This window comes from Streptomyces sp. NPDC029296, from assembly GCF_055569255.1.
Window position 1 is genome coordinate 64,447 of the sequence record NZ_JBVHXT010000021.1, and the last position, 22,661, is coordinate 87,107.

The following is a 22,661-nucleotide window of genomic DNA, read 5'->3' on the forward strand; positions in this document are numbered from 1 at the left end:
CGGGAAGCACACCGGAAAAGTCTCCGGTTTAGCTCTGCAAAAAGCGGGCAGAAGAAAACGGGAAGCTATCGTCCGGAGAATTGGCGGAAATCGTGAAAATGAAAGGGAGTGGGTTTCGATAACATCCGGGCATAAAAAAGTTCCCGGGAGCGGAGCCCCCGGGAACCGTGACCGACGGCTAACGCCAGGCGTCCTCCGCGGCCCGGCGGGCGGCGGCCGGGTCGACCGGCACGCCGTGCTCCGCGAGCGCCGCGCCCAGCGCCGCCAGCGAGCCCTGCACCGCGCCCGGCGTCGCGTCCCGGCCGTAGTGGTTGACCCGGATCATCTCCTTGGCCAGCGCTCCGCCCCCGGCCGCCAGCGGCAGCGCCGGATCGCTCCGCAGGGCCCGCGCCACGAGGTCCGACGCCGCCACGCCGGCGGGCGCCCGCAGCGTCGTGGCGACCGGCGCCGCGTCCCGCTCCTCGTACACATACGGCTCCAGGCCCCCGCCCAGCGCCACCGCGCCGGCCCGCGCGGCCCGCGCCGCGCGCCGGTGCCGCGCCATCACCGTCTCGAGCCCCTCCGCCTCGATCCGCTCCACACACGCCTGGAGCGCCAGCATCTCCAGCTGGGCCGGCGCGTGCGGCAGCACCCTGCGGCCGGCGTCGGTCCAGCGCTCCTTCCAGTCCAGCAGGGAAAGGTAGGAGCGGCGCGGGGCGTTCGGGTTGGCGGCCATCCGGGCCCACGCCCGCTCGCTCACCGAGATCGCCGACACGCCCGCCGGACCGCCCATCGCCTTCTGCGCCCCGATCACGCACAGGTCCACGCCCCACGCGTCCGGCAGCACGGGCTCCGCGCCCACGGAGGCCACCGCGTCCAGATAGAAGAGGGCGCCCTGCTCCCGCACCGCCTCTCCGATCTCCGCGACCGGGTTGGTGTTGCCGGTCGCCGCCTCGGCGTGCACCAGCGACACGAAGTCGATCTCCGGGTGCTCGGCGAACGCCTCCCGGATCTGCCCGGCGGTCACCGCCGTGTGGAAGGGGACGGAGAGGTCGTGCACGGTGGCACCGGCGTCCCGCAGCCAGTTCCCGAAGGTCTGCCCGTACGGACCCGTGATCACGTTCAGGGCCACCGTGCCCGGGCCGGCCGCCGCGCGGATCGCGCCCTCCAGGGGCAGCAGCGCCTCGCCCTGGGTGATCAGGACGTCCTGCCGGGTGTCCAGCAGCCGGGCCACGCCGTCCTCGATGGCGGCGAAGCGCTCGGCACTCAGCGGGGGCAGGTCGAGGAAGGGATGAATCACGGCGTGCTCTCTCTTCATACGCGGAGGTCGATTCTCCCGATCTTAGGCGCAGCGCCTCCGTTACCATGGGTTTGATTTGAGGGGCTCAAACTTTTCCTTATAATCGGAACCCATTGTTCCCCTACCGGGAGATTCCCCCCATGACAACGCTCCTCGGACGCCGGACCCGCGCTCTGGCAGCCATCACCGTGACGGCCGGGCTCGCGCTCGTGGCCGGCTGCTCCTCGGACGACGGCGGGGGAAGCGGCAAGACCACCGTCAAGGGCGTCCACCTGGCCAAGGCCGGCCGGCTGACCACCTGCACCCACCTTCCGTACCCGCCGTTCCAGTCGGAGGTCGACGGCAAGGTGCAGGGCTTCGACGTCGCCCTGATCGACCTCGTCGCCAAGGACCTCGGCGTCGAGCAGAAGATCCTCGACACGCCCTTCGAGAACTTCAAGACCGGCGCCTTCCTGAACTCCGGGGAGTGCGACCTGGCCGCCGCCGGCATGACCATCACCGACGAGCGCAAGAAGAACGTCGACTTCTCCGACCCGTACTTCGAGGCCACCCAGGCCGTCCTCGTCGACAAGGACAGCGGGCTCACCTCGCTCGCCGACGTCAAGGCCAAGGGCAAGAAGCTCGGCGCCCAGGCGCAGACCACGGGCGAGGACTACGTGAAGGGCAAGGGCTACGACCCGATCTCCTTCGAGTCCTCCGACGCCGTCCTCAACGGCCTGCGCACCGGCCAGGTCAAGGCCGTCGTCATCGACTACCCGGTCGTCCAGGGCTGGCTGAAGGACAAGGCCAACGCGGACGAGTTCAAGGTCGTCGACAACCTCAAGACCGGCGAGCAGTACGGCTTCACCGTGAAGAAGGGCAACACGGCGCTGCGCGACGCCATCGACAAGGCGCTGGCGCAGGCCAAGGCCGACGGCACCTACAAGAAGATCTACGAGAAGTGGATCGGCCCGTACGAGGCATCCGTCGCCTCTCCCGCCGCCTCATGACCGACACGGACACACCCCTCCAGCCGAAGAAGAAGGGACTGACCCGGCGGCAGAAGCGCACCCTGTCGCGGGGCGCGCAGTACGCCGTCTTCGCCGCGGCCGTGATCGCCTTCGCGGCCACGGCGGACTGGGGCCGGCTGAAGAACCAGTTCGCCCAGGCCGACATCGCGCGGCAGATGTTCCCGGACGTCATCACGCTGGCGCTGAAGAACACCGTGCTGTACACGCTGTCCGGCTTCGTCGTCGGGCTGGTCCTCGGCATGGTCATCGCGCTGATGCGGCTGTCCTCCGTGGGTCCCTACCGCTGGCTGGCCGGCGTCTACATCGAGATCTTCCGCGGCCTGCCCGCCCTGCTGATCTTCATCTTCGTCGGCGTGGCCGTCCCGCTCGCGTTCCCGGGCACGGAGATCCCCGGCGGCACCTACGGCAAGGTCGCCCTCGCGCTCGGCCTGGTCTCGGCCGCGTACATGGCCGAGACGATCCGCGCCGGCATCCAGGCCGTGCCCAAGGGACAGATGGAGGCGGCCCGTTCGCTCGGCTTCTCGCCGGCGAAGGCCATGGTCTCGATCATCGTCCCGCAGGCGTTCCGGATCATCCTGCCGCCGCTCACCAACGAACTCGTCCTGCTGTTCAAGGACTCCTCGCTGGTGCTGTTCCTCGGCGTCACCCTGGAGGAACGGGAACTGTCCAAGTTCGGCCGGGACCTGGCCAGTACGACCGCCAACTCCACGCCGATCCTGGTCGCGGGCCTGTGCTACCTGCTGGTCACCATCCCGCTCAGCTTCGTCGTCCGCCGCATGGAGACCAAGGCCCAGGAGGCGATCCGATGAGCCGCCCGGAGATCGAGGTCCGCGGGCTGCACAAGTCCTTCGGCGACAACGAGGTGCTGCGCGGCATCGACCTGGAGATCGGCCAGGGCGAGGTCGTCTGCGTCATCGGTCCCTCCGGCTCCGGCAAGTCGACGCTGCTGCGCTGCGTGAACCTGCTGGAGGAGCCCACCAAGGGCCAGGTGTTCGTCGGCGGCACCGAGGTGACCGACCCCGACGTCGACATCGACGCCGTACGCCGCCGTATCGGCATGGTCTTCCAGCAGTTCAACCTCTTCCCGCACCTGAGCGTCACCGAGAACCTCACGCTGCCCCAGCGCCGGGTCCTCCGGCGGGACAAGGCGACCGCCGCGCGGATCGCCGCCGAGAACCTGGCCCGGGTCGGCCTCGCCGAGAAGGCGGACGCCTACCCGTCCTCCCTCTCCGGCGGCCAGCAGCAGCGCGTCGCCATCGCCCGCGCGCTCGCCATGGGTCCCGAGGTGATGCTCTTCGACGAGCCGACCTCCGCGCTCGACCCCGAGCTGGTCGGCGACGTCCTCGCCGTCATGCGCATGCTCGCCCGGGAGGGCATGACGATGATGGTCGTCACCCACGAGATGACCTTCGCCCGCGAGGTCGCCGACCGGGTCGTCTTCATGGACGGCGGAGTGATCGTCGAGGACGGCAGCCCGGACCAGGTCATCGGAGACCCGCGGCACGAGCGCACCCGGCACTTCCTGTCCCGCCTGCTCGACCCGGCGATGGCCGACGTGGAGGAGGAGACCTCCGACCAGGTGGGGAAGTCCGAGCCGTAGGCCGTTAGGGTGCGGTGCATGAGCGATGGCGCTGTGCTGCACGTGAAGGGGCGCGTCCTGGCCGGTCCGGACGACGTCCGGGACGAGCTGTGGGTGGTCGGGGGCCGGATCTCCTACGACCGCCCCGCCGGAGCCCGGGACCTGCGGACCGTCACCGGCTGGGCCCTGCCCGGCCTGGTCGACGCGCACTGCCATGTGGGCCTGGACGCGCACGGCCCCGTCGACGCCGAGACCGCCGAGAAGCAGGCGCTCACCGACCGGGACGCGGGCGCCCTGCTGCTCCGGGACGCCGGCTCGCCCTCCGACACCCGCTGGATCGACGACCGCGCCGACCTGCCGAAGATCATCCGGGCGGGCCGGCACATCGCCCGCACCCGCCGCTACATCCGCAACTACGCCTGGGAGATCGAACCGGACGACCTCGTCGCCCACGTCGCCCGGGAGGCCCGGCGCGGCGACGGCTGGGTCAAGCTGGTCGGCGACTGGATCGACCGCGACCTCGGCGACCTCGCGCCCTGCTGGCCCCGCGAGGCGGTGACGGCGGCCATCGCCGAGGCCCACCGGCTCGGCGCCCGCGTCACCGCGCACTGCTTCGCCGAGAGCTCGCTGCGCGACCTGGTCGAGGCGGGCATCGACTGCGTCGAGCACGCCACCGGGCTGAGCGAGGACCTGATCCCGCTGTTCGCCGAGCGGGGCGTCGCCATCGTGCCCACCCTCGTCAACATCGCCACCTTCCCGAAGCTGGCGGAGGGCGGCGAGCGGAAGTTCCCCCGCTGGTCCGCCCATATGCGCCGGCTGTACGAGCGGCGCTACGACACCGTGCGCGGCGCCTACGACGCCGGCGTCCCGGTCTACGTCGGCACGGACGCCGGCGGCTCACTGGCCCACGGCCTGGTCGCCGAGGAGGTCGCCGAGCTGGTCGGCGCCGGCATCCCGCCCGTCGAGGCCCTCTCGGCGACGGCCTGGGGTGCCCGCGCCTGGCTCGGCCGGCCCGGACTGGAGGAGGGCGCCCCCGCCGACCTGGTGGTGTACGAGACCGATCCCCGGGCCGACGTACGGGTGCTGGCGGCGCCGCGCCGGGTGGTGCTGAACGGGCGGGTCATCGAGTAGACGCACCCCCGATTCGAACCACCGTGCGGGGTATTCACGTTCGGGTGAAGTGACCCCGGAACGCTGACCGTTCACCCACACCGGGGACAAGGTTGACGGGTCCCAAGCACTTCCTTCTGGGGGGCCCACCGCCTTGAACAGCACCAACTTCCGCATGTCCGCACGCCGTCCGCTCGCCCTCGCGACGGCCGCCGTCCTCACCGCGGCGCCCGTGGTCCTGGGCGCGGGCACCGCGCACGCGGCCGGCGGCCACGGCCGCGCCTCCGCCGTCGTGCTGCGCACCGCGCTCGACGTGTCCCTGCTGAACAAGACCGTGCACGTCCCGCTCGCGGTCTCCCTCGACGAGGTCCGGGCACCGCGCAGCGCGGACCGCACGGCGCTGTCCGCCCGGCTCGACGGCGTCGACGGCGGCAAACCGTTCACCGTGCTCGGCGCGGACGTCGCCGAGTCGAAGGCCACGGTCACCGCCCGGCGCGCCGAGGGCTCGGTCCGCGTCGCCCACGCCCGGCTGCACGTCCCCGGGCTGCCGCTGCTGTCCCTGATCGAGGCCGACGCGGTCACCGCGAAGGCCACCTGCGCGGTCGGCGAGGCGCCCACCGCCGACGCGAACGTCCTCGGCACCGTCACCGTCCTCGGCAAGCGCGTCACCCTGACCGCCGGCGCCCCCGTCGAGGTGAAGGTGCCCGGCGTCGGCGAGGTCCGCCTCGGCCTGTCCCGGCGCACCACGACGACCCGGACGGCCGCCGCGACCGCCCTGGAACTCGAAGTCGCCGTCAACCCGCTGCACCTCGACGTCGCCGAGGTCGAGGGCACCCTCACCCTGGCCGAGGCCACCTGCGCGTCCCCGATGACCCCGCCCACCGCCAAGCCGGTCCCGAGCCACGACCCGGCCGCCGGCACCCGCCCCCAGGGCGCCCCCGCGGAAGCCAACCTTGCGGAAACCGGCGGCAACTCCACGACCCCGTACATCGCCGGCGGCGCCCTGGCACTCCTCCTCGCAGGCGCCGGAGCCCTGACTCTGTCTCGCCGCAGGAAGCACTGACGGCTCGGGCGAGTCAAGGGCAACGACCCGGTTCCCTTTTACGGATGGGGGACCGGGCCGTTCTGCTTGGTGCCGGTCAGGCGGTGAAACACCGCTCGGCGGCACGGCCCGGCTTGGCGGCTCCGGCCTCTGCTCCCCGTCGGAGACCGGGGCCGCCCACCCTCACGCAGTCGATCCCCGCAGAGGCCACCACGAGCCTGAACTCCATCGCCACCCCCGCCCCCCACCTGTCACGCTCGCACCATGGCCGCACCCCAGCCATAAACGGCCCCACCGTAACCGGCCCCACAATCACGCCCGGCCGCTGACCGGCGTGATGACCGACCCCATGACGGCTTCCGCGATCGAGCCGCAGCAGTACAGCGACGGCTACACCGCCGACCACTCCGCGCCCTCCCGCGCCCGTCAGGAGCTCCGCCTGTACCTGCAGAGCTGGCAGTTGGAGGACTTGGTCGACAGCGCCGAGCTGATTGTGTCCGAGTTGGTCACGAACGCGGTCACGCACACCACCACGGGACGCGTCGGTTTGTCCGTGACTCGGTTCGCCGACCGGGTAAGGATCACTGTCACCGACACCAGCCGCACCAAGCCCACTGTGCGCACCGAGACACCCTCGGACAGCGACGAGCACGGCCGTGGCCTCTTGCTCGTGAAAGCCATGGCGATGCGCTGCGGCGCTGAACGAGTCACCACCGGCAAACGCGTATGGGCCGAGATCGCCGTGCCCTCAGAGGATGCAACAACCACGTGATCACCACGGCCATCCGCCATCCGTCCGCCAGTGGCCGGCGCTGGAATCCGCACCCCGGCTCTTCCGCTGGTTGCGCCCCGTAGACCGGTGGGGCAACACGTGCCAATCTCGGCATCCCGTTTCCGAGTCTGGTATCCCCTCGTATTTCCACCCGGCCGGCCATCCGGCGGGCCAGGCCGCAGAACAGGTGAAGGGATCACCGATGAGCCAGCACTCCGTCGTACTGGACTGCTACACCGTCGAGCCCAGCGGGCTGGGAGTCCCGCCTTACCTCTCCACATACGTGCGCACCGCGTACTCGGCGTTGCGGCAGGCACGCCCCGACCACGACGTCCGGTATCTGACGATCGACGACATCCGCTGGTGCCTCAACGGCGGGCAACCGCACGTGGCCGCACCCCTCAGCGACCCGCTCACCTACTCCACGACCGTCAACCGGGACGAGGCGATCCGGCTGTTGCGCGACGCCCGGGAAGTCGTCGTCATCGGCGGGGACAAGGTGCCCTCCGTCCACCTGCACGCGGTCAACGGTGGACTCCAGGACATCGCACGCGCGCTGTCCTGCGTGCGCGGCAATCGGTATCTCCTGGGCCCGATGACCACATTCATGCTCTCGGAACCCGCCGAGTACGCCGGGCTGTTCGACGCCGCCCACACGCACACCATTACCTCGCACGACATCGCGCTCGGCAGTCGCACGCCCGCGCCCTACGACCGGCTCCGCGCCGACCGGGATTCCTTCGCCGGCCTGGTCGACCAGATGCCCTGGACCCCCATCGCCGAGCTGGAGATGTACCGCGGCTGCACCCGCCGCCATTTCTGCGACTTCTGCAACGAACCCGGCAAGTCCCCCATCGTCGCGTTCCGGGACGTGGACGACATCGTGGACGAAGCCGCCCGGCTCCACTCCGCCGGCGTCAGGCACTTCCGCCTTGGTCAGCAGACCTGCTTCTTCTCGTACCACAACCGTGACCTCGGCAAGATCAAGGCGCTGCTGGCCGGCATCCGTGAGCGTTGCCCCGACCTGGAAGTCCTGCACATCGACAATGCCGATCCGCTGGCAGTGGCCGCCCCGGTCGGCAAGAAGATCGCCCGGCTCGTCGCCGAGTACTGCACCGAGGGCAACTGCGCTCCCATGGGCATCGAGTCCTTCGACCCGGTGGTGATCGAGCGCAATACCCTCACCTGCACGCCGGAGATCCTCATGCGCGCGGTGCGGCACGTCAACGAGGCAGGTGCCGAACGCGGCCCCGATGGACTGCCGCTACTGCTGCCCGGTCTGAACCTGATCTATGGCCTGCCCGGTGAGACCCACGCCACGCACATCGCCAATCTGACCTGGCTGACCAGGATCCTCGACGCCGGACTGATGTGCCACCGCACCAACGTGCGCCAGGTGCGCGCCTTTCCCGGCACCCCGCTCGCCGCCCTGCCCGGTCTGCCCCCGGCCCCGTCGGTCAAGCACTTCGACACGTGGAAGGCCGACATCGACCATGGATGGGACCAGCCCATGAAGGAGCGGGTCTATCCCACCGGCCTGCACGTGCCGGGTCTGCACTCGTATTTCGTCAACGACAAGGGCACGTGGTGGCGGCGCCTGGGCTCGTACTCCATCCAGATCATCGAGCCCGACACCGCGACCCCCGTCGGCACCGGCGCAGGCCTGTCCGTCACCGGCCATGCCCCCCGTGTCATCTTCGGACAGCGCCTTGTCGCCGGCGCGGCCTGACCGGCCACCGGCCGTTCCTTCGCCCGGGGGCGGCCGGCGGTACCGGGTCGGCGTTCTGTTGCCGTGGGCCAACGTCGCCATCGAGGAGGAACTGCCTCTCCTGGCACCCGACTGGGTCATCTTCCACTACGCCCGTCTCGTGCCGGCTTCGCGCACCACCGCCATCGACAACAGGTTCTGGGAGGGCTTGCGGGGCGCGGCCTCCATCGCCGTCGACTCCATGCGGCACATCCCGCTGGACGTCACGCTCCTTGGGTGCACGTCCGCCGGCTTCACCGAGGGAGCAACTCCCCTCCCCGAAGGGCTGGTCACCGCGTTCGACGCGCTGCTCACCGAACTCGCCCGCATTGAGGCCCGCCGAGTCGTTCTGGCCACACCGTACCCGGATGACGTCACCCGAACAGAAGCCGCCGCGCTGGCCAGTCATGGCGTCGAAGTGCTGGCATCGGCCGCCCTGGGCCTCACCGACGGCTATCCGCAGGTAGACCCGCGGCAGGCCAGAGCCCTGGTGCTGAACATGCCCGAACGCGCGCTTCGGGAGGCGGACGCCGTGGTCCTGTCCTGCACCGGCTGGCGAACTGCGCCGATTTTGGCCGAAGTCGCCCAGTGTACGGGCCGTCCCGTCGTGTCGTCCGTCTCCGCCATGGCCGGCTACTCCGCTCACCTCGTGCAAGGAGCGATCCCGTGACCCACTCCACCGCGATCCAGCGCAAGCGGATCACTCGTCTTGCCGAGATCGCTGCCTCCCTTCCCGACGTGCGTGCGGAAGTCGAGGCCAATCACGACGACAATCGCTGGTGGCCGACCCGTATCGCCGATCCGCGCATGCGGATGCTGGCCGCAGGGTGGTCCACCCGCGTCAGCTACCGCATGGTCGGGTCGTACGCCGACGTGATCGGCAAGGCCGACGCCCTCGGCTTCGACGCGCTCACTGCCCCCGGCCTGCTCGCCGCTGTCCGGTCCAGCGGCCACCCCGCACGCGCCTCGCGTCGGTTCACCGCCTGTGATCCCCTCAGCGCCGCCGTGGAGGACTGGGACCTGGCCGCCACCTCGTGGGCACTCGTCGCGGACGTATCCGGCCCCGAAACCCCGCCTGGTGCAGCCATTCTGATCGGGGCCGCAGCGGCCCGCCGCCAACGCGTCATCGCCTACCAGCCGCGCCCCACCTACACCCATGCCCCTGGTCGGGAACCCAACTGGCGCAACCTGATGATCCAGTACGCGAGCGACCTGCACGCGACCACCCTGTCCGACGTGACCACCGGCCTGGCGCCATGAACGCCGGCGCCCTGGCCGCCGTCCGGTACGACACCGTGATCCTGGAGGGCGGCGACGGAGCGGGAAAGAGCACCTTCGCCAGACACTTGGCCGACAGGCATGGTTTCACCATCGTCCACTCGCCCCTGACCCCGCACACCGTCAGCCTCGTCGACCGCTACACCGACCTCCTGAACAAGCCGGGCCGGCTCGTTCTGGACAGGTGCTTCATCAGCGAACTCGTCTACGGCCCGCTGTACCGAGGACGCTCCCGGATCACCTGGTCGGAGGTGCTGGAACTGGTCGATCTGGTCATCACCCGCAAGGGCGTGCTCGTTCACCTCACCGCATCCCCTGCCGTGATCCGTGACCGCCTCCTCCAGCGTGACGGGATCGCGCCGCCGCTCTCGGAGCTGGAGGATCTGATCGCCGCCTATCAAACGGTCTTCAACAGCCTGAGCACTTGCATCGACATCATCACCATCAGACCAGAACCGGACACCGCACGCTCGACTGGCTGACAATCGCCGTACGGGCACTCTGGACCATTCCGCCCCGCTAGGCTCCTCCGGCATCAGTTCCCCCCCCCACGCCGGAGGCAGCCATGGAGATCCGCGAGGCGCAGAAGCTTGCCTGGGCCAACAAGGTCGCGAAGGGGTTCAACACCACCGACGTGCCGCTGGAGTTCGGGCTGCTGACGGCGGAGGTGGGGGAGGCCTTCACGGCCTGGCGCAAGGGGCTGCCGGACTTCGGGGAGGAGTTGGCCGACGTCCTGCTGTACCTGGTGGGCGTCGCCGAGATGGCCGGTGTCGATCTGGCCGGCGAGGTGGAGCGGAAGATCCGTAAGAACGAGGCGCGGGTCTATGCCCGTGACCGGCGGGGGGTGCCGGTGCGGGTCGCCGAGGGCGGGGCCTCGTAGGTGTGTACGAGGTCCCGTCCCGGGTGTCAGCCCAGCGCGGTCGACAGGGCTTCCAGGAAGGCGTCCGTCGTCTGCCGGTCGCGTACGGCCAGGCGGATCCAGTTCTCGTCCAGGCCCGGGAACGTGTCGCCCCGGCGGACCGCGTAGCCGAGGTCGCGCAGGCGGCGGCGGACCGTGGCCGCGTCCGGGACGCGGGCCAGCACGAAGGGGCCTCGCGCCGGCTGCACCACCCGTACCCCGTGGGCGGCGAGCGCGGTCAGGCCGCCCACCAGGTGCGCCCGGTCGCCCGCGACGCGGTGGGCCGCGTGGCCCGCCTCGGCCAGGGCCCGGGGGGTCACGCACGCCCGCGCCGCGGCCAGGGCCGGGGTGGACACCGGCCACAGGGGCTGGGCCCGCTCCAGTTCGGCGATGATCTCCGGGGGAGCCAGGACGTAGCCGATGCGCAGACCGGCCAGGCCCCAGGTCTTGGTCAGGCTGCGCAGCACGACGAGCCCGGGCACGTCCGTGCGGCCGGCCAGCGCCTCGTGCTCGCCGGGCACCGCGTCCATGAACGCCTCGTCCACCACCAGCGTCCGGCCGGGGCGCGCGAGCCGTGTGACCGTCCCGGCCGGATGCAGGACCGACGTCGGGTTGGTGGGGTTGCCGATCACCACCAGGTCGGCGTCCTCGGGGACGGCCGCCGGGTCCAGCCGGAACCCGTCCCGCTCGCGCAGCAGCACCCGGTCCACGCGGTGCCCCGCGTCCCGCAGCGCCGCCTCCGGCTCCGTGAACTGCGGATGCACGACCACCGGCCGGCGCACCTCCAGCGCGCGGGCCAGCAGCACGAACGCCTCCGCGGCCCCCGCCGTCAGCAGCACCCGCTCCACCGGCAGCCCGTGCCGCTCCGCCACCGCCGCCCGCGCGGCCCGCCCGTCCGGGTAGGCCGCGAGGGAGGACAGCGAGCCGGCGATCTCCTCCCGCAGCCACGGCGGGGGCGTGTCCGCCCGGACATTGACGGCGAGGTCCACCAACGCGGCCCCGCCGTCCCGGACCTCGGCGTCCCCGTGGTGCCGCAGATCGTGCCCGGACCCGCCGCCCGGCTCAGTGCGCATGGCTGTGCGAGTGGCCCCCGTGATGGTGGTGCCCGTGGTGGTGACCGTCGTCGTCCGGGTGGAAGTGCGGCTGCTGCGGCAGCCCCACCTTGTCCTCGAACCCCGGCAGCGCGATCCGGTACACGCACGAGTCGCAGTTCATCCGCAGATCGCCCTGCACGGCCTCCTCGTACCGCTCCATCACCAGGTCCAGCAGCTCCGGCTCGGGCCCGATGACATCGGCCGACCGCACGTCCAGCTCCGGGTGCGCGGCGGCCCATTCCCCGGTCTGCCGCCGCACCCGGTCCGGCAGGATGCCGGTGAACAGGAAGTACGGCAGGACGACGATCCGCCGCGCGCCCAGCGCCGCGCACCGCTCCAGCCCGCTCGGCACGTCCGGCGCCGCCAGCGACACGAACGCCGTCTCCACCCCGGCGTACCCCCGGCCCTCCCACAGCAGCCGCGCCGCCTTGAACACCTCGGCGTTCGCGTCGGGGTCGGTGGAGCCGCGCCCCACCAGCAGCACCGTCACGTCCGCGCGGTCGGCGCCGTCCAGCACCTCCTCCAGCCGCCGCTCCAGCACGTTCAGCAGCGCCGGGTGCGGGCCCAGCGGGCGGCCGTACGTGTACGAGATGCCCGGGTGCCGCTCCTTCTCGCGGGCCAGCGCGGCCGGGATGTCGCCCTTGGCGTGCCCGGCGGACACCAGCATCAGCGGCACCGCGGCGAACCGGCGCACCCCCTGCCCCACCAGTTCGGCGACGGCCTCGCCGAGCGGCGGCGGGGACAGTTCGATGAAGCCGCCCGCGACGGGCAGGCCGGGGTGGCGGCGTCCCAGTTCCCGGACGAAGTCGCGGAACGCCTCGGCACCGGCGTCGTCACGGGTGCCGTGTCCGGCGATGAGCAGGGCGGGCGGGGTGGTCACGAGGTCTCCTCGGAGTACGGAACGGGGTGGTACAGCAGGGCGTTGAGCGCGGCGGACGCGACCGCCGACCCGCCCTTCTCGGACACGTTGCTCACGGCCGGCAGTCCGCTCTCGCGCAACGCGGCCTTGGACTCGACCGCGCCGACGAAGCCGACGGGCAGCCCGATGACGAGCGCCGGGGCGGCGTCCAGGGTCAGCAGCTCCTCCAGCGCGGTCGGCGCGTTGCCGATCACCCAGAGGGCACCGGGACCGACCTGCTCGTACGCGAGCCGGATCGCGTGCGCCGACCGGGTCAGCCCCGGCCCGGCCACGGCGTCCCTGAGCCGGCAGACGGTCTCCCGCCGGGTGATCCCGGCGGCCACCATCTCGACGTCCACGACCACCGGCGCCCCGGCGTGCAGCGCGGCGTGCGCCCGCACCAGGTCGTCCTCGGCCATGACGAGATCGGTCGCGTACTGCAGGTCGGCGGCGGAGTGGACGACCCGCTCCACCACCGCCCGGGTCAGCGGCGGGAAGTGCGAGGTGTCCAGGCGGGCGCGCAGCCGCCGGTAGGACTCCTCCTCGATCGGGTGGACGACGCGGTTCACTTCGGCTCCTCCTGCCAGCGGTAGCCGCGCGGGGTCACCATGCGGCCCGCGATGATCCGGGTGGCCGTGTTGCCGACGGTGACGACCGTCATCATGTCGACCGTCGCCGGATCCAGCGCGGCCAGCGTGGTGACCCGGCTCGACTCGTCCGGCCGGGACGCGTTGCGCACGACACCGACGGGCGTCGCCGGCTCCCGGTGCGCGGCGAGGATCGCCAGCGCCTTGGGCAGCTGCCAGTCCCGGCCCCGGGAGCGCGGGTTGTAGAAGGTGACGACGAGGTCCGCCTCGGCCGCCGCCCGCACCCGCCGCTCGATGACCTCCCACGGCGTGTGCAGGTCGGACAGGCTGATGGACACGTGGTCGTGGCCCAGCGGCGCGCCCAGGATCGCCCCGGCGGCCAGCGCCGCCGTCACCCCGGGCACCCCGACCACGTCGATGTCGTCCGACGCCTCCGCGAGCGCCGGGGAGGCCATGGCGTACACGCCCGCGTCCCCGCTGCCGATCAGCGCCACCGCGTGCCCCTCGCGGGCCTGGGCGACCGCCGTCCGCGCCCGCTCCTCCTCCGCGCCGAGCCCCGACTCCAGCACCCGGGTGCCGGGCCGCAGCAGATCGCGGATCTGGTCGACGTACTGGTCCAGCCCGACCAGCACGGACGCCCGCCGCAGCTCGGCCGCCGCGCGCGGGGTGAGCAGGTCCCGGGCGCCCGGCCCAAGCCCGATCACCGCGAGCCGCCCGCGCGCCGGCCGCCGCACCACCGCACAGGTCGCCATCGCGGGGCGCGCGTCCGACTTCCGCTTGGGCACGAGGAGTTCACCGCCGCGCAGCAGGGCGGCGGCCTCCGCCACCGACGGCGTGCCGACGGCGGCGAGCGGGGCGGCGGACGGGTTCGGCACCTCCACCCGCGCCAACTCCTCGGCGGAGTACGTCACCAGGGGCACCCCGAACCGCTCGGCGGCGGCCACGATGCCCGGCTCCCCGGCCTTGGCGTCCACGGTGGCCAGCTCGGCGACCGACCCCGGCGAGAGTCCCGCCTCCCGCAGCGCCCCCTCGACCAGGGCGACGACCTCCTCGGCGGGCGCGTCCTTCGACGCCCCGACCCCGACCACCAGCGACGGCGGACGCAGCAGCACCTCCCGCTCGCCCGGTACGACATCCCGGTCGGTGACCCGGACCGTGTACGCCCCCTCGGGCGCGAGGGGCAGCGGCGGCAGCGGCCACGCCACCTCCGCCGCCAGCGCGACCGGCTCCCCGTCCAGCAGCGCCCGGGACACCGCCGCCACCGCACCCTCGTACGGCAGCCCCAGCGTGTCCAGACCCGGCAGCCCGACGGCGTCCGTCGCGGTCGTCACCACCGGCTCGGCGCCCAGCAACGCGCCCACCTCGCGGGCGAGTGCGTTGGCGCCGCCACCGTGCCCGCCGAGCAGCGACACCGCGAACCGTCCGCCCTCGTCCACGCACACCACACCCGGGTCGGCCGCCTTGCCGGCCAGCAGCGGCGCCAGCAGCCGCACCACCGCGCCCGTCGCCAGGAAGCACACCAGCTGCTCGCACTCGGCGAACGCGGCCCGCACCGCCTCCTTGACGGGACCCTCGTACACCCGCGTGCGGTCCGGCCAGGCCGCGGCCAGCCGGTCCCGCGCCGCCGCCCCCGCCGCGGTGGCGGAAATCAGGCCGATCACTGGTCAACTCCTTCACTAGACACCGGGGTTCTCACGCCCCACAGCAAAAACACCGGATTGGTGGCCGCCAGCCGGGTCACGTCCCCCGGCAGCGGCGCGAGACGCGAGGACTGCAACAGCACCCCGTCGCAGGCGAACCCGGCCTCGGTCAGCGCCGCGCGCGCCGCCGGCACCCGGTCCAGCGCGGCCATCGCGACGACGACCGTCCGCCGCGCCCGCCGCGCGCACGCGGCGACCACGTCCGGCAGCTCCCGGCCCCCGCCGCCGACGAACACCGCGTCCGGATCGTCCGCCAGCCCCGCCAGCGCCCCGGGCGCCGCACCGTGCACCACGTCCACCCGCACGCCGTGGGCGTGCGCGTTGGCCCGGATCCGCCCGGCCCCGTCGGCCGTCTTCTCCACGGCGACGACCGCCGCGCCGAGCCGCGCGCACTCCACCGCGACCGACCCCGACCCGGCGCCCACGTCCCACACCAGGTCGCCCAGGCGCGGCCCCAGCCGGGCCAGTGCCAGCGCCCGGACCTCGAACTTGGTGATCATCGAGTCCCGGTGCGCGAACGCGTCCTCCTCCAGCGCCCACCGGTCCGGCGCCCCCGGCACCCCCGCGACCGTCCGCACCGCGCCGAGCGCCCGCGCCTCGTCCAGGCACAGCACCACGCTCACCGCCGTACCCCAGTCCCGGGCCGCCGCCTCGGCCGCCGTCACCCGCTCCACGCGCTCGCGCCCCGGGTCGCCGAGGGCGCTCGCCACGACCAGCACCCGGTCCCCGGGCAGCGCCGCGCCCAGCTCGGCCGGCCCGGCCCCCGGACCGGTCAGCACCGCCACCTTCGGCCGCGCCCGGCACACGTTCACCGCCGTCCGCAGCTCCCGGCCGTGCGCGCTCACCACGACCGCGTCGTCCCAGGGCAGCCCGATCCGGGCGAACGCCGTCGCCACCGAGGACACCCCCGGCCGCACGTCCAGCAGCCCGGCACCGAACCGCTCCGCCAGCGCCCGCACGATCCCGAAGAACCCCGGGTCCCCGGAGGCCAGCACCACGACCGGCAGTTCCTTGCCGACGTACTCCGCGACGGTGTCCAGCGCGGGCGCCAGCGGCCCGAGCACCACCCGGTGGGCGCCCTCGGGCAGCCCCGCGGCGTCCAGGTGCCGCCGCCCGCCGACCACCAGCGCGGCCCCGGCGAGCACGTCCGGGGGGACCGGCGCCCCGGTCCCCGTGCCGACGACCGTGATCAACTCTTCGCCCTCTGCTCCCGCAGGGCCCGCCGGGCCTCGGGGTCCGCCTTGCGGTAGCCGTGGAAGTGCCCCGGGTGGTACAGGTGCGAGCGGGTGCCGTGCGCGTCCAGCGCCGGACCGACCAGGAACAGCGTGTGCTTCCAGAGCCTGTGCTCCTTGACCGTCTCCTCCAGCGTGCCGATCGTGCACTTCACGACCAGCTCCTCCGGCCAGGTCGCCTGGTAGGCGATCACCACCGGGGTGGACGTGGGGTAGCCGCCCTCCAGCAGCTCCCGCACCAGCTGCCCGCTGCGCGCCGCCGACAGGAAGACGGCCATGGTGGTGCCGTGCCGGGCGAACTCGCGCACCTCCTCGCCGGGCGGCATCGGCGTCTTGCCGCCGCCCAGCCGGGTCAGCACCACGGACTGCGCGACCTCCGGGATCGTCAGCTCCCGCTGCGCGAGCGCGGCCACCGCCGAGAACGAGGACACGCCGGGCACGACCTCGGTCGCGATGCCGATCTCCCGGCAGCGGTCCAGCTGCTCCTGCGTGCCGCCCCACAGCGCCGGGTCGCCGGAGTGGATCCGGGCCACCCTCAGCCCCTCCTCGAACGCACGTCGGTACACCGCGACGACGTCCTCCAGCGACATGGCCGCCGAGTCCAGGATCTCGGCGCCCTCGCGCGCGTGGTCCAGGACCTCCGCCTGGACCAGGCTCGCGGCCCAGATCACGACGTCGGCCTCGGCGATGGCCCGCGCGGCACGGAACGTCAGCAGATCGGCGGCGCCGGGGCCGGCACCGACGAAGGTCACCTTGCCGGTGGTGGCATCGGCCATGGGAATCGGTCCTCTCCTACGAGTACTGCGGTGATTGCCGTCGGACGTGCGGGAACACGGGTGGATCCGATAGCAAGGGCGTATGGCGGTCTTCGTCGCGCTCGGCGCGTTCCTGATGACGCTGGCCGGCGGCTGGACGGCACAGCGCGTGACCGACCGCCGCCATCTGGTGCTGGGCCTGGCCGGCGGGCTGATGCTCGGCGTGGTCGGCCTCGACCTGCTGCCCGAGGCGCTGAGGGCGGCGGACGACGAGATCCACGGCGTCCCGGCCGCGCTCCTGCTGTTCGTGGCCGGCTTCCTCCTCGCCCATCTGGTGGAACGCCTGCTGGCGGCCCGCAGCGCCGCGCACGGGGGTGTCGAGCACGCGGGCGCCGCGCACGGAGGTGGGGAACACCCCCACCGCAGCCCCGAGGTGGGACTGACCGCGGCGGCGGCGATGGTGGGGCACAGCCTCATGGACGGCGTGGCGATCGGCGCGTCCTTCCAGGTGGGCGGCGGCATGGGCACCGCGGTCGCGCTCGCCGTCATCGCCCACGACTTCGCGGACGGCTTCAACACCTTCACCCTCACCCGCCTGTACGGCAACGCCCGCCGCAAGGCCCTCGCCATGCTCTTCGCGGACGCGGTCGCACCCGTCGCCGGGGCCGCCGCGTCCTCGTTCCTGACCATCCCGGAGAACGTCCTCGGCGGCTATCTCGGCCTGTTCGGCGGTGCCCTGCTCTACCTCGCCGCCGCCGAGATCCTCCCCGAGGCCCACCACGAGCACCCCGCCCGCTCCACCCTGCTGTGCACGGTCGCGGGCGTCGCGTTCATCTGGCTGGTGGTGGGCGTCACCGGATGACCCGGACGGTCTCACAGCTTCCCGCCCCGCCCGCCGTCCCGCCGCGGCGGCGCGATCAGCGTCGACAGATACGGCAGCGCGGACCCGTCCAGCTCGGCGGCCGGCCGCACCGACTCCTCCGGCAGCCCGAGCGCCGACCCCCACACGGCGTCCGCGAGCCGCCCCGTCCGCGCCAGCGCCTCGGCGACCTCGCCGGCCTGCCGGCCGAACTTGTACGCCACCACCGTGCCCGGCCCGGCCAGCGCCTCCCTCAGCACCGCCGCACCGGCCGTCACCGGCACCAGGGTCAGCGGCTCGGTGCCCTCCGTCAGCACCGCTCCGGACCGCGCCGCGAGATCCTGCATCGCGGTGATCCCGGGCACCGTCTCCACGGCCACCCCGGGCACCAGCTCCACGATGGTCTGCGCCAGATAGGTGAACGTCGAGTACACGTTCGGGTCGCCGATGGTGGCGAACGCCACGGACGCGTGCGCCCGGAGCAGCTCCGCGACCCGCTGCCCGGCCGCGTCCCAGGCCGCCTCCCGGCGCCCCCGGTCGGTCCGCTCGTTCAGCGCGAACACCACCCGCACGATCTTCTCCGCGGGCACGTAGTGCGCCGCGGTCGCCTCCGCCCGGCCCCGCTCCCCGGTGTCCATGACGGGTACGACGACGACGTCGGCCTCCCGCAGCGCGTTGACCCCCTTGACGGTCACCAGCTCCGGGTCACCGGGGCCGACCCCCACTCCGACCAGCCTGCTGCTCATGACGTCCGGCACCTCTCCACGAACCGACGGGCCACACCGGGCGCGGACGCCCAGTGCGTGTGCAGATAACTCGCGTGCACGCCCTGCTGTACGAAACCCTCGACCCGCCGGACCGGGGCCGTGACCCCCCAGGCGGGGGCGGCACCGGCGCCCGGCTCCACGACCGTGCGGTGGAACTCGTGCCCCCGCATCCGCGTCCCGGCCGCCGCCAGCGCGCTGTCGCCGACGGCCACGGCGTCCCGGTAGCCGAGGGTCAGCCGCTCACTCATGCGCGCGGTGGCGTCCAGCACGCCGCACAGGGGCTTCCCGTCCAGCTCGCGGCACAGGTAGAGCAGCCCGGCGCACTCGGCGGCCACGGGGGCGCCGGAGCGCGCGAGCCGGGCCACGGCCTCGCGCAGCGGCTCGTTGGCGGACAGCTCGGCGGCGTACACCTCGGGGAAGCCGCCGCCGATGACCAGACCGGCGGTGCCTTCCGGGAGCCGCTCGTCCCGCAGGGGATCGAAGGTGACGACCTCGGCCCCGGCGGCGGTGAGCAGCTCGGCGTGCTCGGCGTAGGAGAAGGTGAACGCGGGCCCGCCGGCCACGGCGACCACCGCACGCCTGCCCGCCGCGCCGACGGGGGCTTCCCAGGGCGCGTCCGGCAGCGGCCCCGCACCGCTCGCCAGCCGCGACAGGGCGTCGAGATCACATCCCCGCTCGACCTGCGCGGCCATCGCCGCGACCGCCTCCAGCGCCCCGGCCCGCCGCTCCGCGACCGGCACCAGCCCCAGGTGCCGGGACGGGGTGTCCACCTGCGGAACCCGCCGCAGCACACCCAGGACCGGCACCCCGGCCGCGTCCAGTGCCTCCCGCAGCAGCGCCTCGTGCCGGTCGGAACCCACCTTGTTCAGGATCACGCCCCCGACGCGCACCCGAGGGTCCCAGGAGGCGAACCCGTGCACCAGCGCCGCCACCGACCGCGACTGCGAGGACGCGTCGACCACCAGCACCACCGGTGCCCGCAGCAGCTTGGCCACGTGCGCGGTGGACGCCAGCTCGCCCTGCCCGGCCGCCCCGTCGTACAGCCCCATCACGCCCTCGACCACGGCCAGGTCGCACCCCCGCGCCCCGTGCAGGAACAGCGGGGCGATCAGCTCCGGTCCGCACAGGTACGCGTCCAGGTTGCGCCCCGTACGCCCGGTCGCCAGGGCGTGGTACCCCGGGTCGATGTAGTCCGGCCCGACCTTGTGCGGGGACACGGCGAGCCCCCGCGCGGCGAACGCGGCCATCAGCCCCGTGGCGACGGTGGTCTTGCCGCTGCCCGAGGAGGGCGCGGCGACGACCAGCCGAGGCACCGACGATGTCACCACTCGATGCCCTTCTGGCCCTTCTGCCCCACGTCCATGGGGTGCTTGACCTTGGACATGTCGGTGACGAGATCGGCGAGGTCCACCAGCTTCTCCGGCGCGTTGCGCCCGGTGATCACCACGTGCTGGGTGCCGGGCCGCCCGCGCAGCACCTCGATCACCTCGTCGGTGTCCACCCAGCCCCAGTGCATCGGGTACGCGAACTCGTCCAGCACGTACAGCCGGTACGTCTCGGCGGCCAGGTCCCGCTTGACCTGCTCCCAGCCCTCCCGGGCCTTCTCCTCGTTGTCCATCTGAGCGTCGCGCTGGACCCACGACCAGCCCTCGCCCATCTTGTGCCAGGCGACCGTGCCGCCCTCACCGGAGGCGCCGAGCACGCGCAGCGCGTTCTCCTCGCCGACCTTCCACTTCGCCGACTTGACGAACTGGAACACCCCGATGGGCCACCCCTGGTTCCAGGCGCGCAGCGCGAGCCCGAACGCGGCGGTGGACTTGCCCTTGCCGACGCCCGTGTGCACGACGACCAGCGGCCGGTTGCGCCGCTGACGCGTCGTCAGCCCGTCGTCCGGTACGACACTCGGCTGTCCCTGCGGCATTACGCGGCCCTCCTGCCCTGAATTCCCTTCACCAGCCCGGCGATCGAGTCCGCCCGCAACTCGTCCAGCGTCACCGCCGTACCGCCCAGCTCGCCCGCGAGCCGTCCCGCGAGCCCCAGCCGTACCGGCCCCGACTCGCAGTCCACGACCACCGAGGCGACCTGCTCGCCCGCCAGCAGCCGCGCCGCCCGCTCCGCCAGCGCCACCGGCTCCGGACCTCCCGTGGCCCGCCCGTCGGTCACCACGACCGCCAGCGGCCGCCGCGCCGGGTCCCGCAGCCGTTCCACCCGCAGCACCTCGTGCGCCTTCAGCAGCCCGGCGGCGAGCGGCGTGCGCCCGCCGGTCGGCAGCGACTCAAGCCGCGCGGCGGCGGCGTCCACGGAGGACGTCGGCGGCAGCGCGACCTCGGCCGCCGATCCCCGGAAGGTCACCAGCCCCACCTTGTCCCGCCGCTGGTAGGCGTCCAGCAGCAGCGACAGCACGGCCCCCTTCACGGCGCTCATCCGCTGCCGCGCGGCCATCGAACCGGAGGCGTCCACGACGAACAGCACGAGGTTTCCCTCACGCCCTTCGCGCGTCGCCTGCCGCAGATCGTCCCGGCGCACGACCAGCCCCGGCCCCGACCGCCCCCGCGCCCGCTGATGCGGCGCGGCAGCCAGCACGGTGGCCGCCAGGTGCAGCTTGGTCAGCGTGCCCCGGGGCCGGCGGGCCCCGGTGGTCCGGCCGTGCTCGGTCCGCGCCCGGGACCGCCGCCCGGCGGCGCCCTCCCCGATGCCGGGGACGGTCAGCGCCCTGGTGCGGAAGGGTTCGGCGGCCCGCGCGGCCGGCTGCTCGCCGGCGCCGGACGCCTGCGGCTGCCCCTCCTCACCGGCTTCCGGCCGCGCGGCCCCGCCCCCGTCGCCCTGCGGAGGGCCGTCCGGCGCCGGCTGCCCGCCGCCACCGGGGCCGTCGGGGTCGGGCTCGTCGTCGCCGCCGTCCCCGGAGTACTGCTCCAGAGTCTCGTCCAGCTTGTCCTCGTCCAGGCCCGGCGCGTCGAACGGGTTGCGCCGCCGCCGGTGCGGCAGCGCCAGCAGCGCGGCCTGCCGCACGTCCTCGGCGAGGACGTCGGTCCGCCCGGCCCACGCGGCCAGGGCGGTCGCGGTCCGCGCCATCACGATGTCGGCGCGCATGCCGTCCACCTCGAACGCGGCGCAGGTCGCCGCGATCTGTCGCAGCGCGCCGTCACCCAGCCGCACCTGCGGCAGCAGCTCCCGCGCGGCGACGATCCGCTGCCTTACGGCGGCCTCTTCCTCCGCCCACTTCGCGGCGAAGGCGGCGGGGTCGTCGTCGTAGGCGAGCCGGCGCCGCACGACCTCCACCCGCTGGTCCGGCTCCCGCGAGGCGGCGACCTCCACGGTGAGCCCGAACCGGTCCAGCAGCTGCGGCCGCAGCTCGCCCTCTTCCGGGTTCATGGTGCCGACGAGCAGGAACTTCGCGGCATGCCGCACGGACACACCCTCGCGCTCCACGTACGAGGCGCCCATCGCCGCCGCGTCCAGCAGCAGGTCGACCAGGTGGTCGTGCAGCAGGTTCACTTCGTCGACGTAGAGGATGCCCCGGTGGGCGTCGGCCAGCAGCCCCGGCTCGAACGCCTTCACGCCCTCCGCGAGCGCCCGCTCGATGTCCAGCGCGCCGACCAGCCGGTCCTCGGAGGCGCCGACGGGCAGCTCGACCATCCGCGCGGCCCGCTCGGTCCCGCCCTGTGCCTCGTGCGGCCCGTCCGGGCACCCCGGGTCCGGGGCGGCCGGATCACAGGAGAACCGGCACCCGGGGACCACGGCCACCGCGGGCAGCAACGCCGCGAGCGCCCGCACGGCCGTCGACTTGGCGGTGCCCTTCTCGCCGCGCACCAGCACACCGCCGACCGCCGGCGACACGGCGTTCAGCAGCAGCGCGAGCCGCAGATCGTCCTGGCCGACAACGGCCGTAAAAGGAAAGGGGGCAGTCACGCCGCGATCACTCCTTCGAGCGCCTTGTGCGATGGCAGGGTGCCGCGAGCTGTACAGGCTGTCAGGCTGCTGCTCTGCTCCCCGCCACTGCGGGGGTGGTCCCAAGTCGAACCCGTGGGCGTTGCGGGGGATGACGTGCTCCCCG

General features: G+C 73.3%; 23 protein-coding genes. 12 read left to right on the forward strand and 11 right to left on the reverse strand.

What is annotated here, in order from left to right:
* Positions 1–178: 178 nt before the first annotated feature.
* On the reverse strand, positions 179–1,279 hold the full coding sequence (locus tag ACZ4W9_RS19795; protein WP_467937578.1) for a pyridoxal-phosphate-dependent aminotransferase family protein: 1,101 nt from the start codon (positions 1,277–1,279) through the stop codon (positions 179–181).
* 140 nt (positions 1,280–1,419) lie between these two features.
* Between ACZ4W9_RS19795 and ACZ4W9_RS19800 the strand changes: the two genes are divergently transcribed.
* The 11 genes from ACZ4W9_RS19800 to ACZ4W9_RS19850 all read left to right on the forward strand — a co-directional run bounded on the left by ACZ4W9_RS19800 (position 1,420) and on the right by ACZ4W9_RS19850 (position 10,697).
* The gene (locus ACZ4W9_RS19800; RefSeq protein ID WP_467937418.1) at positions 1,420–2,268 is read left to right on the forward strand and encodes a transporter substrate-binding domain-containing protein; all 849 of its coding nucleotides are present in this window, start codon (positions 1,420–1,422) and stop codon (positions 2,266–2,268) included.
* Positions 2,265–3,098, forward strand: a complete 834-nt coding sequence (locus tag ACZ4W9_RS19805) for an amino acid ABC transporter permease (RefSeq protein WP_467937421.1) — start codon at positions 2,265–2,267, stop codon at positions 3,096–3,098. The genes ACZ4W9_RS19800 and ACZ4W9_RS19805 overlap by 4 nt, the downstream gene beginning before the upstream one ends.
* A complete protein-coding gene (locus tag ACZ4W9_RS19810) occupies positions 3,095–3,889 on the forward strand; it encodes an amino acid ABC transporter ATP-binding protein (RefSeq protein WP_467937423.1) in 795 nt (264 codons plus the stop codon). Before ACZ4W9_RS19805 ends, ACZ4W9_RS19810 begins: the two co-directional genes overlap by 4 nt.
* Before the next feature lie 18 nt (positions 3,890–3,907).
* The gene (locus ACZ4W9_RS19815) at positions 3,908–4,999 is read left to right on the forward strand and encodes an amidohydrolase family protein (protein ID WP_467937425.1); all 1,092 of its coding nucleotides are present in this window, start codon (positions 3,908–3,910) and stop codon (positions 4,997–4,999) included.
* Between the two features lie 133 nt (positions 5,000–5,132).
* Complete coding sequence (locus ACZ4W9_RS19820; RefSeq protein WP_467937427.1) at positions 5,133–6,041, forward strand: SCO1860 family LAETG-anchored protein; 909 nt, start codon at positions 5,133–5,135, stop codon at positions 6,039–6,041.
* Positions 6,042–6,357: 316 nt separating this feature from the next.
* Complete coding sequence (locus ACZ4W9_RS19825) at positions 6,358–6,792, forward strand: ATP-binding protein (protein ID WP_467937580.1); 435 nt, start codon at positions 6,358–6,360, stop codon at positions 6,790–6,792.
* Positions 6,793–6,994: 202 nt separating this feature from the next.
* Complete coding sequence (locus ACZ4W9_RS19830) at positions 6,995–8,521, forward strand: radical SAM protein (RefSeq protein WP_467937430.1); 1,527 nt, start codon at positions 6,995–6,997, stop codon at positions 8,519–8,521.
* Between the two features lie 58 nt (positions 8,522–8,579).
* The gene (locus ACZ4W9_RS19835; protein ID WP_467937433.1) at positions 8,580–9,209 is read left to right on the forward strand and encodes an aspartate racemase/maleate isomerase family protein; all 630 of its coding nucleotides are present in this window, start codon (positions 8,580–8,582) and stop codon (positions 9,207–9,209) included.
* On the forward strand, positions 9,206–9,799 hold the full coding sequence (locus tag ACZ4W9_RS19840; RefSeq protein WP_467937437.1) for a hypothetical protein: 594 nt from the start codon (positions 9,206–9,208) through the stop codon (positions 9,797–9,799). Before ACZ4W9_RS19835 ends, ACZ4W9_RS19840 begins: the two co-directional genes overlap by 4 nt.
* Positions 9,796–10,299 carry a P-loop nucleotide/nucleoside kinase family protein gene (locus tag ACZ4W9_RS19845; protein ID WP_467937439.1) on the forward strand — a complete coding sequence of 168 codons (504 nt, stop codon included), beginning with the start codon at positions 9,796–9,798 and terminating at the stop codon, positions 10,297–10,299. Before ACZ4W9_RS19840 ends, ACZ4W9_RS19845 begins: the two co-directional genes overlap by 4 nt.
* Positions 10,300–10,382: 83 nt before the next feature.
* Positions 10,383–10,697, forward strand: coding sequence for a nucleoside triphosphate pyrophosphohydrolase family protein (locus ACZ4W9_RS19850; RefSeq protein ID WP_467937442.1), 315 nt, complete (start codon positions 10,383–10,385; stop codon positions 10,695–10,697).
* Positions 10,698–10,723: 26 nt separating this feature from the next.
* On the opposite strand, the gene cobC is transcribed toward ACZ4W9_RS19850, so the two are convergent.
* The 6 genes from cobC to cobM are packed head-to-tail and all read right to left on the reverse strand — an operon-like array spanning position 10,724 to position 17,002.
* On the reverse strand, positions 10,724–11,788 hold the full coding sequence (cobC, locus tag ACZ4W9_RS19855) for an Rv2231c family pyridoxal phosphate-dependent protein CobC (RefSeq protein ID WP_467937444.1): 1,065 nt from the start codon (positions 11,786–11,788) through the stop codon (positions 10,724–10,726).
* Complete coding sequence (locus ACZ4W9_RS19860; RefSeq protein ID WP_467937446.1) at positions 11,778–12,689, reverse strand: sirohydrochlorin chelatase; 912 nt, start codon at positions 12,687–12,689, stop codon at positions 11,778–11,780. Before ACZ4W9_RS19860 ends, cobC begins: the two co-directional genes overlap by 11 nt.
* Complete coding sequence (locus tag ACZ4W9_RS19865) at positions 12,686–13,276, reverse strand: precorrin-8X methylmutase (RefSeq protein ID WP_467937448.1); 591 nt, start codon at positions 13,274–13,276, stop codon at positions 12,686–12,688. Before ACZ4W9_RS19865 ends, ACZ4W9_RS19860 begins: the two co-directional genes overlap by 4 nt.
* Positions 13,273–14,955 carry a precorrin-3B C(17)-methyltransferase gene (gene cobJ / locus ACZ4W9_RS19870; RefSeq protein WP_467937450.1) on the reverse strand — a complete coding sequence of 561 codons (1,683 nt, stop codon included), beginning with the start codon at positions 14,953–14,955 and terminating at the stop codon, positions 13,273–13,275. Before cobJ ends, ACZ4W9_RS19865 begins: the two co-directional genes overlap by 4 nt.
* Positions 14,952–16,187: a precorrin-6y C5,15-methyltransferase (decarboxylating) subunit CbiE gene (gene cbiE, locus ACZ4W9_RS19875; protein WP_467937452.1), complete on the reverse strand. Its 1,236-nt coding sequence runs from the start codon at positions 16,185–16,187 to the stop codon at positions 14,952–14,954. The genes cobJ and cbiE overlap by 4 nt, the downstream gene beginning before the upstream one ends.
* The gene (gene cobM, locus ACZ4W9_RS19880) at positions 16,184–17,002 is read right to left on the reverse strand and encodes a precorrin-4 C(11)-methyltransferase (RefSeq protein WP_467937453.1); all 819 of its coding nucleotides are present in this window, start codon (positions 17,000–17,002) and stop codon (positions 16,184–16,186) included. Before cobM ends, cbiE begins: the two co-directional genes overlap by 4 nt.
* Positions 17,003–17,084: 82 nt before the next feature.
* Here cobM and ACZ4W9_RS19885 point away from each other — a divergent pair, with 82 nt between their 5' ends.
* Positions 17,085–17,843 (forward strand): ZIP family metal transporter, encoded by a 759-nt coding sequence (locus ACZ4W9_RS19885; protein WP_467937455.1) that lies wholly within the window; start codon positions 17,085–17,087, stop codon positions 17,841–17,843.
* An 11-nt stretch (positions 17,844–17,854) separates the two neighbouring features.
* Here ACZ4W9_RS19885 and cobI read toward each other — a convergent pair whose 3' ends face one another.
* The 4 genes from cobI to ACZ4W9_RS19905 are packed head-to-tail and all read right to left on the reverse strand — an operon-like array spanning position 17,855 to position 22,516.
* Positions 17,855–18,586 carry a precorrin-2 C(20)-methyltransferase gene (gene cobI, locus ACZ4W9_RS19890; protein ID WP_467937457.1) on the reverse strand — a complete coding sequence of 244 codons (732 nt, stop codon included), beginning with the start codon at positions 18,584–18,586 and terminating at the stop codon, positions 17,855–17,857.
* Entirely contained in the window at positions 18,583–19,932 is a 1,350-nt protein-coding gene (locus ACZ4W9_RS19895; RefSeq protein ID WP_467937582.1) for a cobyrinate a,c-diamide synthase, read from the reverse strand. Before ACZ4W9_RS19895 ends, cobI begins: the two co-directional genes overlap by 4 nt.
* Positions 19,929–20,528, reverse strand: coding sequence for a cob(I)yrinic acid a,c-diamide adenosyltransferase (cobO, locus tag ACZ4W9_RS19900; RefSeq protein WP_467937459.1), 600 nt, complete (start codon positions 20,526–20,528; stop codon positions 19,929–19,931). Before cobO ends, ACZ4W9_RS19895 begins: the two co-directional genes overlap by 4 nt.
* The gene (locus ACZ4W9_RS19905) at positions 20,528–22,516 is read right to left on the reverse strand and encodes a putative cobaltochelatase (protein WP_467937461.1); all 1,989 of its coding nucleotides are present in this window, start codon (positions 22,514–22,516) and stop codon (positions 20,528–20,530) included. The genes cobO and ACZ4W9_RS19905 overlap by 1 nt, the downstream gene beginning before the upstream one ends.
* Between the last annotated feature and the right edge of the window lie 145 nt (positions 22,517–22,661).

What these genes read in the sequence shown, in the direction of transcription:
- ACZ4W9_RS19825 (WP_467937580.1), top strand. Translation starts at nt 6,358, where the DNA reads ATGACCGACCCCATGACGGCTTCCGCGATCGAGCCGCAGCAGTACAGC.
- ACZ4W9_RS19845 (WP_467937439.1), top strand. Translation starts at nt 9,796, where the DNA reads ATGAACGCCGGCGCCCTGGCCGCCGTCCGGTACGACACCGTGATCCTG.
- ACZ4W9_RS19830 (WP_467937430.1), top strand. Translation starts at nt 6,995, where the DNA reads ATGAGCCAGCACTCCGTCGTACTGGACTGCTACACCGTCGAGCCCAGC.
- ACZ4W9_RS19800 (WP_467937418.1), top strand. Translation starts at nt 1,420, where the DNA reads ATGACAACGCTCCTCGGACGCCGGACCCGCGCTCTGGCAGCCATCACC.
- ACZ4W9_RS19805 (WP_467937421.1), top strand. Translation starts at nt 2,265, where the DNA reads ATGACCGACACGGACACACCCCTCCAGCCGAAGAAGAAGGGACTGACC.
- cobI (WP_467937457.1), bottom strand. Translation starts at nt 18,586, where the DNA reads ATGAGCAGCAGGCTGGTCGGAGTGGGGGTCGGCCCCGGTGACCCGGAG.
- ACZ4W9_RS19810 (WP_467937423.1), top strand. Translation starts at nt 3,095, where the DNA reads ATGAGCCGCCCGGAGATCGAGGTCCGCGGGCTGCACAAGTCCTTCGGC.
- cobC (WP_467937444.1), bottom strand. Translation starts at nt 11,788, where the DNA reads ATGCGCACTGAGCCGGGCGGCGGGTCCGGGCACGATCTGCGGCACCAC.
- cobM (WP_467937453.1), bottom strand. Translation starts at nt 17,002, where the DNA reads ATGGCCGATGCCACCACCGGCAAGGTGACCTTCGTCGGTGCCGGCCCC.
- ACZ4W9_RS19885 (WP_467937455.1), top strand. Translation starts at nt 17,085, where the DNA reads ATGGCGGTCTTCGTCGCGCTCGGCGCGTTCCTGATGACGCTGGCCGGC.
- ACZ4W9_RS19815 (WP_467937425.1), top strand. Translation starts at nt 3,908, where the DNA reads ATGAGCGATGGCGCTGTGCTGCACGTGAAGGGGCGCGTCCTGGCCGGT.
- ACZ4W9_RS19850 (WP_467937442.1), top strand. Translation starts at nt 10,383, where the DNA reads ATGGAGATCCGCGAGGCGCAGAAGCTTGCCTGGGCCAACAAGGTCGCG.
- cobO (WP_467937459.1), bottom strand. Translation starts at nt 20,528, where the DNA reads ATGCCGCAGGGACAGCCGAGTGTCGTACCGGACGACGGGCTGACGACG.